Origin of the sequence: Streptomyces sp. RerS4, assembly GCF_023515955.1 — a bacterium.
GTDB lineage: Bacteria > Actinomycetota > Actinomycetes > Streptomycetales > Streptomycetaceae > Streptomyces.
The window spans coordinates 2,431,075-2,444,272 of record NZ_CP097322.1 but is presented as its reverse complement, the minus strand read 5'-3'; the positions used below and the strand labels follow the sequence as shown (position 1 = coordinate 2,444,272).

General features: G+C 72.6%; 13 protein-coding genes. 5 read left to right on the top strand and 8 right to left on the bottom strand.

Features of this window, described 5'->3' with window-relative positions:
• The first annotated feature begins 36 nt into the window (after positions 1-36).
• Positions 37-2,499, top strand: a complete 2,463-nt coding sequence (locus tag M4D82_RS11250) for a beta-glucosidase (protein ID WP_249765916.1) — start codon at positions 37-39, stop codon at positions 2,497-2,499.
• A 196-nt stretch (positions 2,500-2,695) separates the two neighbouring features.
• On the opposite strand, the gene M4D82_RS11245 is transcribed toward M4D82_RS11250, so the two are convergent.
• On the bottom strand, positions 2,696-3,592 hold the full coding sequence (locus M4D82_RS11245) for an SGNH/GDSL hydrolase family protein (RefSeq protein ID WP_249765915.1): 897 nt from the start codon (positions 3,590-3,592) through the stop codon (positions 2,696-2,698).
• A 250-nt stretch (positions 3,593-3,842) separates the two neighbouring features.
• On the opposite strand from M4D82_RS11245, the gene M4D82_RS11240 reads away from it, so the two are divergent.
• Entirely contained in the window at positions 3,843-4,337 is a 495-nt protein-coding gene (locus M4D82_RS11240) for a DUF3145 domain-containing protein (protein WP_030160508.1), read from the top strand.
• Positions 4,338-4,434: 97 nt separating this feature from the next.
• On the opposite strand, the gene fabF is transcribed toward M4D82_RS11240, so the two are convergent.
• The 5 genes from fabF to M4D82_RS11215 all read right to left on the bottom strand — a co-directional run bounded on the left by fabF (position 4,435) and on the right by M4D82_RS11215 (position 9,332).
• On the bottom strand, positions 4,435-5,700 hold the full coding sequence (fabF, locus tag M4D82_RS11235) for a beta-ketoacyl-ACP synthase II (protein WP_249765914.1): 1,266 nt from the start codon (positions 5,698-5,700) through the stop codon (positions 4,435-4,437).
• 79 nt (positions 5,701-5,779) lie between these two features.
• The gene (locus tag M4D82_RS11230) at positions 5,780-6,028 is read right to left on the bottom strand and encodes an acyl carrier protein (RefSeq protein WP_249765913.1); all 249 of its coding nucleotides are present in this window, start codon (positions 6,026-6,028) and stop codon (positions 5,780-5,782) included.
• Between the two features lie 55 nt (positions 6,029-6,083).
• On the bottom strand, positions 6,084-7,088 hold the full coding sequence (locus tag M4D82_RS11225) for a ketoacyl-ACP synthase III (RefSeq protein ID WP_249765912.1): 1,005 nt from the start codon (positions 7,086-7,088) through the stop codon (positions 6,084-6,086).
• 19 nt (positions 7,089-7,107) lie between these two features.
• Positions 7,108-8,025, bottom strand: coding sequence for an ACP S-malonyltransferase (locus M4D82_RS11220; RefSeq protein ID WP_249765911.1), 918 nt, complete (start codon positions 8,023-8,025; stop codon positions 7,108-7,110).
• Positions 8,026-8,114: 89 nt separating this feature from the next.
• The gene (locus tag M4D82_RS11215) at positions 8,115-9,332 is read right to left on the bottom strand and encodes a PucR family transcriptional regulator (RefSeq protein ID WP_249765910.1); all 1,218 of its coding nucleotides are present in this window, start codon (positions 9,330-9,332) and stop codon (positions 8,115-8,117) included.
• 83 nt (positions 9,333-9,415) lie between these two features.
• Between M4D82_RS11215 and M4D82_RS11210 the strand changes: the two genes are divergently transcribed.
• On the top strand, positions 9,416-10,075 hold the full coding sequence (locus M4D82_RS11210) for a pirin family protein (protein ID WP_249765909.1): 660 nt from the start codon (positions 9,416-9,418) through the stop codon (positions 10,073-10,075).
• Here M4D82_RS11210 and M4D82_RS11205 read toward each other — a convergent pair.
• Complete coding sequence (locus tag M4D82_RS11205; RefSeq protein WP_249771699.1) at positions 10,072-10,893, bottom strand: serine hydrolase domain-containing protein; 822 nt, start codon at positions 10,891-10,893, stop codon at positions 10,072-10,074. The two genes, M4D82_RS11210 and M4D82_RS11205, sit on opposite strands and share 4 nt — an antisense overlap.
• Positions 10,894-10,980: 87 nt before the next feature.
• Here M4D82_RS11205 and M4D82_RS11200 point away from each other — a divergent pair, with 87 nt between their 5' ends.
• Complete coding sequence (locus M4D82_RS11200; protein ID WP_249765908.1) at positions 10,981-11,385, top strand: MerR family transcriptional regulator; 405 nt, start codon at positions 10,981-10,983, stop codon at positions 11,383-11,385.
• The gene (locus M4D82_RS11195) at positions 11,382-12,422 is read left to right on the top strand and encodes an aldo/keto reductase (protein WP_249765907.1); all 1,041 of its coding nucleotides are present in this window, start codon (positions 11,382-11,384) and stop codon (positions 12,420-12,422) included. Before M4D82_RS11200 ends, M4D82_RS11195 begins: the two co-directional genes overlap by 4 nt.
• Before the next feature lie 18 nt (positions 12,423-12,440).
• On the opposite strand, the gene M4D82_RS11190 is transcribed toward M4D82_RS11195, so the two are convergent.
• A complete protein-coding gene (locus M4D82_RS11190) occupies positions 12,441-13,169 on the bottom strand; it encodes a DUF4429 domain-containing protein (protein WP_249765906.1) in 729 nt (242 codons plus the stop codon).
• Positions 13,170-13,198 lie beyond the last annotated feature (29 nt).

Below are 13,198 nucleotides of genomic sequence, written 5' to 3'. Positions count from 1 at the left end.
ACCGCACGCACCCGCACCCGACGAGGAGGCACGGCCGTGACCGATGCCGATCAGACCCGCGATCAGGCCCGCGACCAGGCCCGCGAAGACGCCGTCGAGACGGCACTGGGCAAACTGGATCTCGACACCAAGACCCGTCTCCTGGCCGGCCAGGACATGTGGTCGCTGCCCGCCGTCCCGGCGATCGGACTGCGCTCCCTGGTCATGTCCGACGGCCCCATCGGGGTCCGCGGTGTGCGCTGGACCGCCGACGACCCGTCCATCGCCCTGCCCTCCCCGACGGCGCTCGCCGCCGCCTGGGACCCGGCCCTCGCCCGCCGCGCGGGCCGCCTCCTCGCGCAGGAGGCCCGTCGCAAGGGTGTCCACGTCGTCCTCGCCCCCACCGTCAACCTGCACCGCTCCCCGCTGGGCGGCCGGCACTTCGAGTGCTACTCCGAGGACCCCCACCTCACCGGAGCCGTCGGCACGGGTTACGTCGCCGGGGTGCAGGACGGCGGCGTCGGCACGACCGTCAAGCACTTCGTGGGCAACGACGCCGAGACGCAGCGCTTCACCGTCGACTGCGTCATCGCCCCGCGCCCCCTGCGCGAGCTGTACCTGGCGCCCTTCGAGGCCATCGTCACCAACGCCCACCCCTGGGGCATCATGACCGCCTACAACCAGGTCAACGGCACGACCATGACCGAGAACCGGTACCTGGTGAACGAGGTCCTGCGCGCCGAGTGGGGCTTCGACGGCTCCAACGTGTCCGACTGGATGGCCGCCCGCTCCACCACCGGGGACGTCCTCGGCGGCCTCGACGTGGCCATGCCCGGCCCCCGGACCGTGTACGGCCCCGACCTCGCCGCCGCCGTCCGCGCCGGCGAGGTCCCCGAGGCCACCGTCGACGCCGCCGTACGCAACGTGCTGCGCCTCGCCGCCCGCGTCGGCCTGCTGGAGAGCGCCCCGGCCGCCGTCACCGAGGCGCCGGCCCCGATCGACGGGCAGGCCCTGGCCCGGGAGATGGCCGCCCGCGGGTCCGTCCTCGTACGCAACACCGACGGCGCCCTGCCCCTGGACGCGGGCTCCGGCCGCACCGTCGCCCTGATCGGCGCCGCCGCCCGCGACGCCCGCGTCCTGGGCGGCGGCAGCGCCACCGTCTTCCCCGAACGGGTGGTCTCGCCGCTCGACGGGCTCACCGCCGCCCTCCCGCCGGGCACCCTCACCTACGCCGTCGGCGCCGACCCGAGCGAGGAACCCGCCCCGGCCGGCCAGGGCTTCACGCTGCGCGCCGTCTGCCGCGACGCCTCGGGGGCCGTCCTCGGCGAAGGCTCCCTGCCCAGCGGCCAGGTCCAGTGGATCGGCGACGACCTGCCCGCCGGGGCCACTTACGAGAACATGGCCACCATCGAGGTCACCGGCCGCTTCGTGCCGCGCGAGAGCGGCCCGCACACCTTCGGCACCCGCGGACTCGGCGCCTTCACCCTCACCCTCGACGGGGAGACCCTCTGGGAGGGCGTCCAGGAGATGGGCGACGAGACCGACCCCTTCGAGGCCTTCTTCGGTGCCCCCAGCGAGCGCGCCCGCGCCGAACTGACGGCGGGTGAGCCCGTCGAGGTCTCGCTGACCTACCAGGTCCCCGACGTGAGCACCCTCCCGCTCAAGGCCGTCATGTTCTCCCTGCTCCACCTCGGCCCGCGCCGTGACCCCGACGAGCTCATCGCCGAGGCCGTGGAGGCCGCGCGGGCCGCCGACACCGCCGTCGTGGTCGTCGCCACCACCGAGCGCGTGGAGTCCGAGGGCTTCGACCGCGCCGACCTGCGCCTGCCCGGCCGGCAGGACGACCTGGTGCGCGCCGTCGCCGCCGTCAACCCGAACACGGTGGTCGTCGTCAACGCCGGCTCCCCGGTGGAACTCCCGTGGCGCGAGGACGTCGCCGCCGTGCTCCTGACCTGGTTCCCCGGCCAGGAGGGCGGGGCCGCGCTGGCCGACGTCCTGTTCGGCGCCGCGGAGCCCGGCGGGCGACTGCCCACCACCTGGCCCGCCACCCTCGCCGACGCGCCCGTCACCGAGGTCGTCCCGACCGACGGCCGACTGGAGTACGCGGAGGGCCTCTTCATCGGCTACCGGGCCTACGAGGCGCGCGGCGTGCGCCCCGCCTACCCCTTCGGGCACGGCCTCGGCTACACCGACTGGGCCTACGAGTCCCTGGAGGCCGGCGCCGAGGCCGTCCGGGTCCGCGTCACCAACACCGGCGCCCGGCCCGGCCGCGAGGTCGTCCAGGTCTACCTCGCACCCGTCGAGGACACGGCCGGGCGCCCGGCGAGCTGGCTGGCCGCCTTCGCGGGCGTCGAGGCGGGCCCCGGCGAGAGCGTCGAGGTCGAGATCCCGTTGCCCGCGCGGGCCTTCGAGGTCTGGGACGAGAGCGCCCGCGCCTGGCGCCGCGTCGGCGGCACCTACGAGGTCCGCGCGAGCCACTCCCACGCGGACACCCGGCTCACGGCCACCCTCGCCGTGTGAGCCTCCACGGCGTGAGCCTCGACGTGTGCGCCGTCCGGCCCCGCGACGGGCGGCGCGACACGCCGTGAGCGACGTCGTGGGCGAAGTGGCCTGAAATCGCCCCTTGTGAGGCCCCGGAACCGGTCCGGGGGCGGGCCCTGACACCCGCCCCCGGTCCGATCAACCGCTGATCGGCACATCCGCCACGCCCGGGGCGTCAACGCGGCGGTTCGGCCGCCGTCACCTGTCGGTGCGCCAGCTCCGCCAGCCGCGCCTGACCGTCGCGGCCCGGGTGGAACCAGTCCCAGCGGCTCAACTGATCCGCTGCGAACGGGTACTGGAAGACGGCGCCGCCGTCGTAGCGGCACAGCTCGTCCTTCGCGCACACCTCGCGCAGTACCTCGTTGTACTCGACCACCCGCGCCCGCACCTGCTCGCGCCGGGCGGTGGCCCCCGTCGTCGCCGCCAGCGGCTCGGCCAGCATCGACTGACAGATCCCCAGTTTCCAGACCTGCCGCACCATCGGGCTGTCCTTGCCCTGCTCCCACAGCCGCTGGAGGTCTGGCACGGAGGACACGTAGACCTGTGAGGTGGGGGAGGCGGCCCGCAGTTCGCGCAGGGCTCGCTCGAAGTCGGCCCGGAACTGCTCCACCGGCGTCATCGACGAAGCGGTGGGCCGGCAGGCGTCGTTCGAGCCCACCATCACCGTGACCAGGTCGGGGCGGTACGTCGCCGCCTGCGCCAGCTGCCCCGGGAGGTCGGCCATGCGCGAGCCGGTCACCGCCAGGTTCCAGCTGCGCGAGGGCGCCTCGGCCTCGCCGATCAGCCGGGCCGCGAGCGAGCGCACGGTGGGGTCGGTGCCGGTGGCCCAGGAGACCTCCGGGCAGTCCGCCAGCACCGAACAGGCGTCGAAGCCACGGGTGATGGAGTCCCCGACGGCGGCGACCGAGGTGGGTGCGGTGTTCCACCGCGGCCTCGACTGCGCGCCCCGTTCCCCCCGGGGTGACGAACCCCCGTCGTCACACCCCGTGACCGTCGAGGCGAGCAGGGCCGCCGCCAGGCTCACGCCCGCGACGGTCCCGCGCACGCGGCGGCGCGGGGCGGTGGTGCGCATCGGGTCGTCCCCCTCTCGTCGCCCACCGTCCTTCCGGGGGCGTCCTGCTGAGTGAATGCTCTGTGTTTACGGGCTTCGGTGCGACCGTACGTCACACCATGACCCCTGGCGCACGGTAGCTTTTTCCCGTGGCGTTTCGGCCGCAAGCGGCGTAGCGCAATGTCCAATAATTTCCGTTACATTACATCACGTCACATACTGTCCGTTTTCTGGAGATTATTCCCGACCTCGTCCCACACTGGAGGTCCCGGTGACGACACGTGGAGTTCTGTACGTGCATTCCGCGCCGCGCGCGCTCTGTCCGCACGTGGAATGGGCAGTGGCCGGCGTGCTCGGGGTGCGGGTGAACCTCGACTGGATCCGGCAGCCCGCCTCCCCCGGCACCTGGAGAGCCGAGTTCTCCTGGCAGGCCGAGGCCGGCACCGCCTCGAAACTCGCCTCCGCCCTGCGCGGCTGGCACCTGCTCCGCTTCGAGGTGACCGCCGAACCCTGCCCGACCGCCGAGGGCGAGCGCTACAGCTCCACCCCCGAGCTGGGCATCTTCCACGCCGTCACCGGCATGCACGGCGACATCCTCATCCCCGAGGACCGGCTGCGCGCCGCCCTCGCCCGCTCGGCGCGCGGCGAGACGGACCTGGAGGCGGAGATCGCCAAACTGCTCGGCAAGCCCTGGGACGACGAACTGGAGCCCTTCCGCTACGCGGGCGAGGGCGCCCCGGTCCGCTGGCTCCACCAGGTGGTCTGACACCGTACGACGCGTACGACGGAGGCCCCCGCCCGGCGATGCCGGGCGGGGGCCTCCGTCTTGTGACGCTCGTGACGCTTGTGACGCGTCGCTACGGTCAGACGGTGCGGAACGCCAGGGAGACGTTGTGGCCGCCGAAGCCGAAGGAGTTGTTGATCGCCGAGATCGGGTCGTCGACGGGCAGCTTGCGGGGCTCGCCGCGCACGATGTCCGCGTCGACGTCCTCGTCCAGGTCGTCGATGTTGATCGTCGGCGGGGCGATCCGGTGGTACAGCGCCAGCACGGTCGCGACGGTCTCGATGCCGCCCGCACCGCCCAGCAGGTGACCGGTCATCGACTTGGTCGCGGAGATCGCGATGTGGTCGAGGTCGTCGCCCAGGACCTTGCGCAGGGCCTTCAGCTCGGCCGTGTCACCCTGCGGGGTGGACGTGGCGTGCGCGTTGACGTGGACCAGCTCGGACGGGTCCAGCTGCGTGTTGTCCAGCAGGTTCCGCACGGCCGCCGCGACACCGCGACCCGTGGGCTCCGGCTGCGCGATGTGGTGGCTGTCCGCCGACAGGCCCTGGCCCAGCACCTCGCAGTAGACGCGGGCGCCGCGCGCGGCGGCGTGCTCGGCGGACTCCAGGACCACGACACCGGCGCCCTCACCGAGGACGAAGCCGTCGCGGGCCTTGTCGTAGGGGCGCGAGGCCTCGGTCGGGGCGTCGTTGTTCTTGGACATCGCCATCATGTTGGCGAACGCGGCGATCGGCAGCGGGTGGATGGCCGCCTCGGTGCCGCCGGCGACGACGACGTCGGCGCGGCCGGTGCGGATCATCTCGACCGCGTAGCCGATGGCCTCGGCGCCCGACGCGCACGCGCTGACCGGCGTGTGCACACCGGCGCGGGCGTTGACCTCCAGGCCGACGTTGGCCGACGGGCCGTTCGGCATGAGCATGGGGACGGTGTGCGGGGAGACCCGGCGCACACCCTTTTCCTTCAGTACGTCGTACTGGTCCAGCAGAGTGGTGACGCCGCCGATGCCGGAGGCGATCACGGTGCCCAGCCGCTCGGGGACGACGGACTCGTCGTCGCCCGCGGGGGCGGTGTAACCGGCGTCGGCCCAGGCCTCACGGGCGGCGATGACGGCGAACTGGGCCGAGCGGTCCAGCTTGCGGGCCAGCGGGCGGGGCAGTACCTCGCTCGGGTCCACCGCCGCCTGGGCGGCGATGCGGACCGGCAGTTCGGCGAAGCGCTCGCCTTCGAGGGGCGAGACGCCGGACCGGCCGGCGAGCAGACCTTCCCAGGTCGAAGCGCTGTCGCCACCCAGCGGAGTGGTTGCGCCGATACCGGTGACGACCACGGTGCGATTGGTCGGGCTCACAGGAATTCTTTCTCCACGTCTCAGGGGGTGCTGAATTGTCACGGCGCCACCGCCAGGTGGCGACAAACGCTCGTCAGGCTCAGGCCTGGTGCTTCAGGATGTACTCGGCGGCGTCGCCGACGGTCTTGAGGTTCTTGACGTCCTCGTCCGGGATCTTGACGTCGAAGCGCTCTTCGGCGGCGACGACGACCTCGACCATGGACAGCGAGTCGACGTCCAGGTCGTCGGTGAAGGACTTGTCGATCTCGACGTCCTCGACCGGGATGCCGGCGATCTCGTTGACGATCTCCGCGAGGCCTTCGACGATCTCGTCCTGGGTGGCGGCCATGTGGCGCTCCTTCTCTTGCTGACTGGTTTGAACAGGGCGGGAACTGCTCCCGGCCCTAGGGGAGGGTAACGACCGTCGCGGCGTAGACGAGCCCCGCCCCGAAGCCGATGACGAGCGCGGTGTCGCCGCTCTTCGCCGCTCCGGTCGCCAGAAGCCGCTCCATGGCGAGCGGAATCGAGGCGGCCGACGTGTTGCCGGTGGTTTCCACGTCACGGGCGACCGTGACGTGCTCCGGCAGTTTCAGGGTCTTCACCATCGAGTCGATGATCCGCATGTTGGCCTGGTGCGGGATGAAGACGTCCAGGTCTTCCGCGGCGATCCCGGCGGCGTCGAGCGCCTGCTGGGCCACCTTGGCCATCTCGAAGACGGCCCAGCGGAAGACCGCCTGACCCTCCTGCGTGATGGCCGGGAACTTCTCGCCGGAGTCCTTGCCGAGGTACGCGTCCCACGGCACGGTCTGCTTGATCGTCTCCGACTTGTCGCCCTCCGAACCCCACACCGTGGGGCCGATGGCCGGCTCGTCCGAGGGGCCCACGACGACGGCGCCCGCGCCGTCACCGAACAGGAAGGCCGTCGCGCGGTCCTCCAGGTCGGTCAGGTCCGACAGTCGCTCGACACCGATCACGAGGACGTACTGCGCCGACCCCTCGACGACCATGCCCTTGGCCAGCGTGAGGCCGTAGCCGAAACCGGCACAGCCCGCGGAGATGTCGAACGCGGCGGGCTTGACCGCGCCGATCCGGTGCGCGATCTCCGTCGCGATGGCCGGCGTCTGCTTGAAGTGCGAGACCGTCGAGACGATCACGGCACCGATCTGCTCGGGGGAGATCCCGGCGTCGGCGAGCGCCTTGCCGGAAGCCTCCACGGACATCGCCGCGACCGTCTCCTGGGGCGAGGCCCAGTGCCGGGTGGCGATGCCGGAGCGGGAGCGGATCCACTCGTCGGACGAGTCGATCGTCTCCAGGATGACCTCGTTGGGCACCACCCGGGTCGGACGGTAGCCGCCGACACCGAGGATGCGGGCGTACGGGGAGCCCTTGGCCGGCTTGATCTTGGACATGCTGTGTGGGCTCCTTCTCTCAGGCCGACTGCTCGGCGACGAGCGCCGCGGCCTTGTCGAGATCGTCCGGGGTCTTCAGAGCCACATTGGGCACGCCCTTGAGCGCGCGTCGTGCCAGACCCTGGAGGGTGCCGCCCGGGGCGAGCTCGATGATCCCGGTGACACCCTCGGCGGCGAAGGTCTCCATGCACAGGTCCCAGCGGACCGGGTTGGCGACCTGACCGACGAGACGGGCGACGACATCGGCGCCCGAGGTGACGACCTGACCGTCCTTGTTCGAGACGTACTTCAGCGCCGGGTCGGCCGGGGACAGGGCCTGCGCGGCCTTCTCCAGGGTGGCGACGGCCGGGGCCATGTGGTGCGTGTGGAAGGCGCCCGCGACCTTGAGGGCGACGACCTTCATGGAGCCCTCGGGCTTGTCGGCCTCCAGGGCGGCGATCTGCTCCGCGGTGCCGGCGGCCACGATCTGACCAGCGCCGTTGATGTTGGCCGGGGTCAGCCCCAGCCTTTCGAGGTGCGCGACCACCACGTCCTGGTCGCCGCCGAGGACGGCGGCCATGCCGGTCTCGGTGACGGCGGCGGCCTCGGCCATGCCCAGACCGCGGGTGCGGACGAAGGACAGCGCCTCGTCCTCGCTCAGCACACCGGCGTACGCGGCCGCGGTGATCTCACCGACGCTGTGGCCCGCCACCGCGCCGAAGGCCGTACGGGGACCCAGCGCCGCGGCGGAGAGCAGACCGGCCGCGACCAGCAGCGGCTGCGCCACCGCCGTGTCGCGGATCTCGTCCGCGTCGGCCTTGGTGCCGTAGTGGGCAAGGTCGAGCCCGATGGCGTCCGACCAGCCGGCGACGCGTTCCGCGGCGCCTGGGAGTTCGAGCCAGGGAGTCAGGAAGCCTGGCGTCTGAGCGCCTTGGCCTGGAGCGACGAGTACGAGCACCCTCACACTCTCTCTTGTGGGTGGTCTCCGCCGCCCGTGGGGACAGGGACGAAGAACCGTCGGGGTAATTGTTGATGTCCGACAAAAGTCTAGGACTGCGGATCTCCGTCGGCCAGGCGCCCCAGGATCAGGGCGATTCGCAGCGTGAACGCCGAGCGCACATCGGAGGGTGACCAGCCGGTGACGTCGGTCACACGTCGGAGCCGGTAGCGCACCGTGTTGGGGTGCACGAACAGCATCCGCGCGGCCCCCTCCAGGCTGCTCGCCTGCTCCAGATAGACACTCAGCGTCTCCAGCAGCGCCGAGCCCGCCTCTTCCAGCGGTCTGTAGATCTCCTCCACCAGCTGTTCCCGTGCCGAGGGATCCGAGGCGATGGCGCGCTCCGGCAGGAGATCGTCCGCCAGCACCGGCCGGGGCGCGTCCTGCCAGGCCGTGCACGCCTTCAGCCCGGCCGCCGCCGCCTGCGCCGACTTCGTCGCGTTCAGCAGGTCCGGGACCACCGGACCGGCCACCACCGGACCGGCCGCGAACGGGCCGATCAGGGACTTCGCCACCTGCATCGGGTTGTCGCTGCCGCCCGCGATGACGACCAGCCGGTCGCCCAGCACGCCCGTGAGCACCTGGAGCTTGTGGTGGCGGGCCGCGCGGCGGATCGCCTCCACCGTCAGCTCGCTGTCCCCGTCCGGGGCGGTCCCCAGGATGACGCACACGTGCTCCGGCGCGTTCCAGCCGAGCGCCGCCGCCCGCGACAGGGCGCCCTCGTCGGCCTCGCCCGACAGCACCGCGTTGACGACGAGGGACTCCAGGCGGGCGTCCCACGCGCCGCGCGCCTCGGCGGCCTGGGCGTACACCTGGGCCGTCGCGAAGGCGATCTCCCGGGCGTACACCAGCAGCGCCTCCCGCAGGATCGACTCGTCGCCGGGGGCCGCCACCTCGTCGATCGCGGCCTCCATGACCTCGATCGTGGTGCGGACCATCTCGACGGTCTGGCGCAGGGTGATCGCCCGTGTCAGCTCGCGCGGAGCCGTCCCGAAGACGTCCGTGGAGATCGCCTGCGGGGTCTCGGGGTGCCGGAACCACTCCGTGAACGCGGCGATGCCGGCCTGGGCGACCAGGCCGATCCACGACCGGTTCTCCGGTGGCATCGCCCGGTACCACGGCAGGTTCTCGTCCATGCGCGCGATGGCGTTGGCGGCGAGCCGACCGGAGGACTTCTCCAGCCGGCGCAGGGTCGCGGCGTGGGGGTGGGCCGGATGCGCGGGACGGATCCCGGTCTCGGGGGAATGCTCACGTTCGGGTTGGGGCACGGGACAAGACTGCCTTATCGGCGTCCCGGCTCGCGGACGCGGGTCTCCCGCCACCCCCGCCGGCGGGGGCTACGGTGACACCCATGATTGACGTACGCCGCGCCGCCGACCGCTACGAGGGAGGGGACCGCGCAGCCGGGATCACCACCCGACACGCCTTTTCCTTCGGGTCGTTCTACGACCCGGACAACATCCGCTTCGGCCCGGTGCTGGCCTGCAACGAGGAGCTGCTCGCCCCCGGCGCCGGCTTCGACGAGCACCCGCACAGCCACACCGAAATCGTGACCTGGGTGATCGAGGGCGAGCTCACGCACCGCGACAGCACCACCGGGCACACCGGCGTCGTCCGCCCCGGCGACGTCCAGCGGCTCGGCGCCGGCTCCGGCGCCCGGCACGTGGAGCGCAACGACGCCGAGGTGCCGCTGCGGTTCGTGCAGATGTGGCTCGCGCCGCTGAAGGCCGGCGGGGAGCCCTCGTACGAGGTCGTGCGCGGCCTCGCGAACGGCGCCCCGTACGAGGTCCCGGAGGCGGGCGCGGTGCTGTGGGTGCGCCGGCCGGGCGCGGGCGAGCGGGTCCCCGTACCGCCGGCCGAGCGGGTCTACCTGCACGTGGTGCGCGGGGACCTGCGCCTCGACGGGCAGGAGCTCGGGCCCGGGGACGCGGTGCGGATCACCGGCGAGAAGGGCCTGGAGATCACCGCCGGGTCCCCGGGGGAGCTGCTGATCTGGGAACTGCCCGCCTAGGGGGTCGCGCGCAGCTCGGCGAGGACGGCGTCGGTGAAGGGGGTCCAGGCCTCCACCGCCCAGGGGCCGAAGGCCCGGTCGGTCAGGGCCACGCACGCGGCGCGGGCGTCCGGGTCCACCCACAGGAAGGTGCCGGACTGGCCGAAGTGCCCGAAGGTGCGCGGGGAGGAGGTCAGGCCCGTCCAGTGCGGGGACTTGCCGTCGCGGATCTCCATGCCGAGGCCCCAGTCGTTGGGGGACTGGTGTCCGTAGCCGGGCAGCACGCCCTTGAGGCCCCCCCGCACCACGGAGGTGGCCTCGGCGACGGTCCGGACGTCGAGCAGGCGGGGTGCCTGGAGTTCGGCGGCGAAGCGCACGAGGTCGGAGACGGTCGAGACGCCGTCCTTGGCGGGGGAGCCCTCCAGGGTGGAGGAGGTCATGCCGAGCGGTTCGAAGACGGCCTGGTGCAGGTATTCGGCGAAGGGGATGCCGGTGGCCTTGGCGAGGTGGTCGCCGAGGACCTCGAAACCGGCGTTGGAGTAGAGCCGGCGCTGTCCGGGCGGGGCCATCACGCGGTGCTCGTCGAAGGCCAGGCCGCTGGTGTGCGCGAGGAGGTGACGGACCGTCGAGCCCTCGGGGCCGGCCGGCTCGTCCAGCTCGATGGCCCCCTCCTCGTACGCGACGAGGACCGCGTACGCGGCGAGCGGCTTGGTGACCGAGGCCAGCGGGAAACGGTGGTCGACGGGGCCGTGGGCGCCTGCGAGGCTCCCGTCCGCGCGCACGACGGCCGCGGCGGCGGTCGGCACGGGCCAGGTCTCGATGGTCCGCAGGCTTGCCAGGCTGGTCACGGGTTCCGGGGTCTCCAGGCTCTCCATGGCGCCGAGCCTACTTGCTTGGAGTGCACTCCAGGGTTTTAGCGTGGAGCCATGAGCCTGACGGAGACGCGGTACACGATCAGCGAGGTCGAGGCCCGGACCGGTCTGACGCAGCACACCCTGCGCTGGTACGAGCGGATCGGCCTGATGCCGCACGTGGACCGCTCCCACTCCGGGCAGCGCCGGTTCAGCGACAAGGACCTGGGCTGGCTGGAGTTCGTGGGCAAGCTGCGCGCCACCGGCATGTCCGTGGCGGACATGGTCCGCTACGCGGAACTGGTCCGGGAGGGCGAGCACACCTTCGACGCGCGTCGGGAACTGCTGGAGCGCACGCGCCGCGACGTGCTGGCGCGGCTCGCGGAGCTGACGGACGCGCTCGGCGTACTGGATTACAAGATCGGCATGTATTCCGTGAACAAGGCGGCGAACACGATGACGGGGAAGGCGCAGTCATGACGGAGCACGGCAGCACCGCACAGGGCCACATCGAGCGGGCCGAACTGGGCAAGGGCGGCCCGCTCGTCGGCGTCCAGGGCCTCGGCTGCATGGGCATGAGCGAGTTCTACGGGGACACCGACGAGGCGGCGGCCCGCGCCACCCTGGACGCGGCGCTCGCCGCCGGCGTCACCCTCTTCGACACGGCGGACGCCTACGGGAGCGGGGCGAACGAGGAGTTCCTCGCCCCCTTCGTGGCCGCCCACCGCGACGAGATCACCCTGGCCACGAAGTTCGCCCTCGAACGGCGCGCGGACGACCCCTCTTACCGGGCCATCCGCAACGACCCGGCCTATGTCCGCCGGTCCGTCGAGGGCAGCCTGCGGCGGCTCGGCGTCGACGTCATCGACCTCTACTACATGCACCGGCGTGACCCGGCCGTGCCGTTCTCCGAGTCGGTGGGCGCGATGGCCGAGCTGGTGCGGGAGGGCAAGGTGCGTCACCTGGGGCTCAGCGAGGTCACCGGCGCCGAGCTGCGCGAGGCGTACGCGGTGCACCCGATCGCGGCGCTCCAGTCGGAGTGGTCGCTGTTCAGCCGGGACGTGGAGCGCAGCGCGGTGGGCGCGGCGGCGGAGCTGGGCGTGGCCTTCGTGCCGTACTCGCCGCTCGGGCGGGGTTTCCTCACGGGTGCCTTCGTCGACGCCGGGGTGGAGCTGTCGGCCGGTGACTTCCGCACCTCCCAGCCCCGCTTCACGGGGGACAACGCCAAGGCCAACGCCGCCCTGTTGGCCCCGGTGCGGGAGGTCGCGGACGCGCACGGGGCGACGCCGGCGCAGATCGCGCTGGCCTGGGTGCAGCAGCGGGCGTCCGTGCACGGCCTGACGGTGGTGCCCATCCCCGGCACCCGCAAGCCCGGCCGCGTCGCGGAGAACACCGCCGCGACGCGCATCACCCTGACGGAAGCGGAGCTGGCCCTGCTGGAGCCCCTGGCCGGGCAGGTCGCGGGCGACCGGTACCCGGACATGACCTTCACCTCGGCGGCCCGCGAAGACCGGTAACGCTGGTAACGGCTTCTCCTACGCTCCGCGCAGGCGGACCGATCCCTTCAGGGCGGCCAGTATCGAGGCGGCGAACGGCAGCGACTGGTGGACGGCGCCCGCGCCCGTCGCGAACACGGCGGACGCGAGGTCGTGGTCGGGGCGCGGGTCGGTGTCGGCGTCGCGGAGCAGGAGGCGCAGGTGGCCGCCGTCGGGGCCCTCGGGGGAGGCCCATTCGACGTCGGAGAGGGCGGCCAGCGGGCACCGCTGGTCGCCCGCCTTCCATTTGGTGCCGGTGGCGCCCGTACGGGACCAGTGGAAGGTGACCGTGGTGCCGTCGAAGACCACCCGGGCGTCGTAGGCCTTCAGCTGGACCGGGGGCGGGGGGACCTCGACGAGGAAGCGGTCGGCCGGTTCGGCGGCCTCCGGTCCCAGCCGGGCGCGCAGCGCGTCGGCGAAGGCCGTCGCCTGCGGCGCGCGGTCGGCGGGCAGAACCAGCCGGTAGGGGTCGCAGACCTCCTTCAGCTGTCCGGCGGCAGCCTCCATCAGCGGGTCGGCTCCGGGACGGGGTACGGCGCGCAGCACCACCGCGTCCCGACGGCCCGCTCCTGTGCTCACGGTCACCTCGGACAGCGCTTCGAGGGGGATCCGGCGCGTTCCGAGCGCGTTCCAGAGCCGTGGCGCCCGTATCCCCCGTACGAAGCGGATGAGCACCGAGTCCGAGTCGAGCTCCCAGACCGCATGGTTTCCGGCCAGTACGTCACCCATGCGGCTCATCGTAAAGGGACGTGCCCCCG

Excerpts from the sequence above, each read along its gene's own strand:
- M4D82_RS11245 (WP_249765915.1), bottom strand. The coding sequence starts at position 3,592 with ATGCGCACCACCGCCCCGCGCCGCCGCGTGCGCGGGACCGTCGCGGGC.
- M4D82_RS11230 (WP_249765913.1), bottom strand. The coding sequence starts at position 6,028 with ATGGCCGCCACCCAGGACGAGATCGTCGAAGGCCTCGCGGAGATCGTC.
- M4D82_RS11225 (WP_249765912.1), bottom strand. The coding sequence starts at position 7,088 with ATGTCCAAGATCAAGCCGGCCAAGGGCTCCCCGTACGCCCGCATCCTC.
- M4D82_RS11210 (WP_249765909.1), top strand. The coding sequence starts at position 9,416 with ATGATTGACGTACGCCGCGCCGCCGACCGCTACGAGGGAGGGGACCGC.
- M4D82_RS11200 (WP_249765908.1), top strand. The coding sequence starts at position 10,981 with ATGAGCCTGACGGAGACGCGGTACACGATCAGCGAGGTCGAGGCCCGG.
- M4D82_RS11195 (WP_249765907.1), top strand. The coding sequence starts at position 11,382 with ATGACGGAGCACGGCAGCACCGCACAGGGCCACATCGAGCGGGCCGAA.
- M4D82_RS11190 (WP_249765906.1), bottom strand. The coding sequence starts at position 13,169 with ATGGGTGACGTACTGGCCGGAAACCATGCGGTCTGGGAGCTCGACTCG.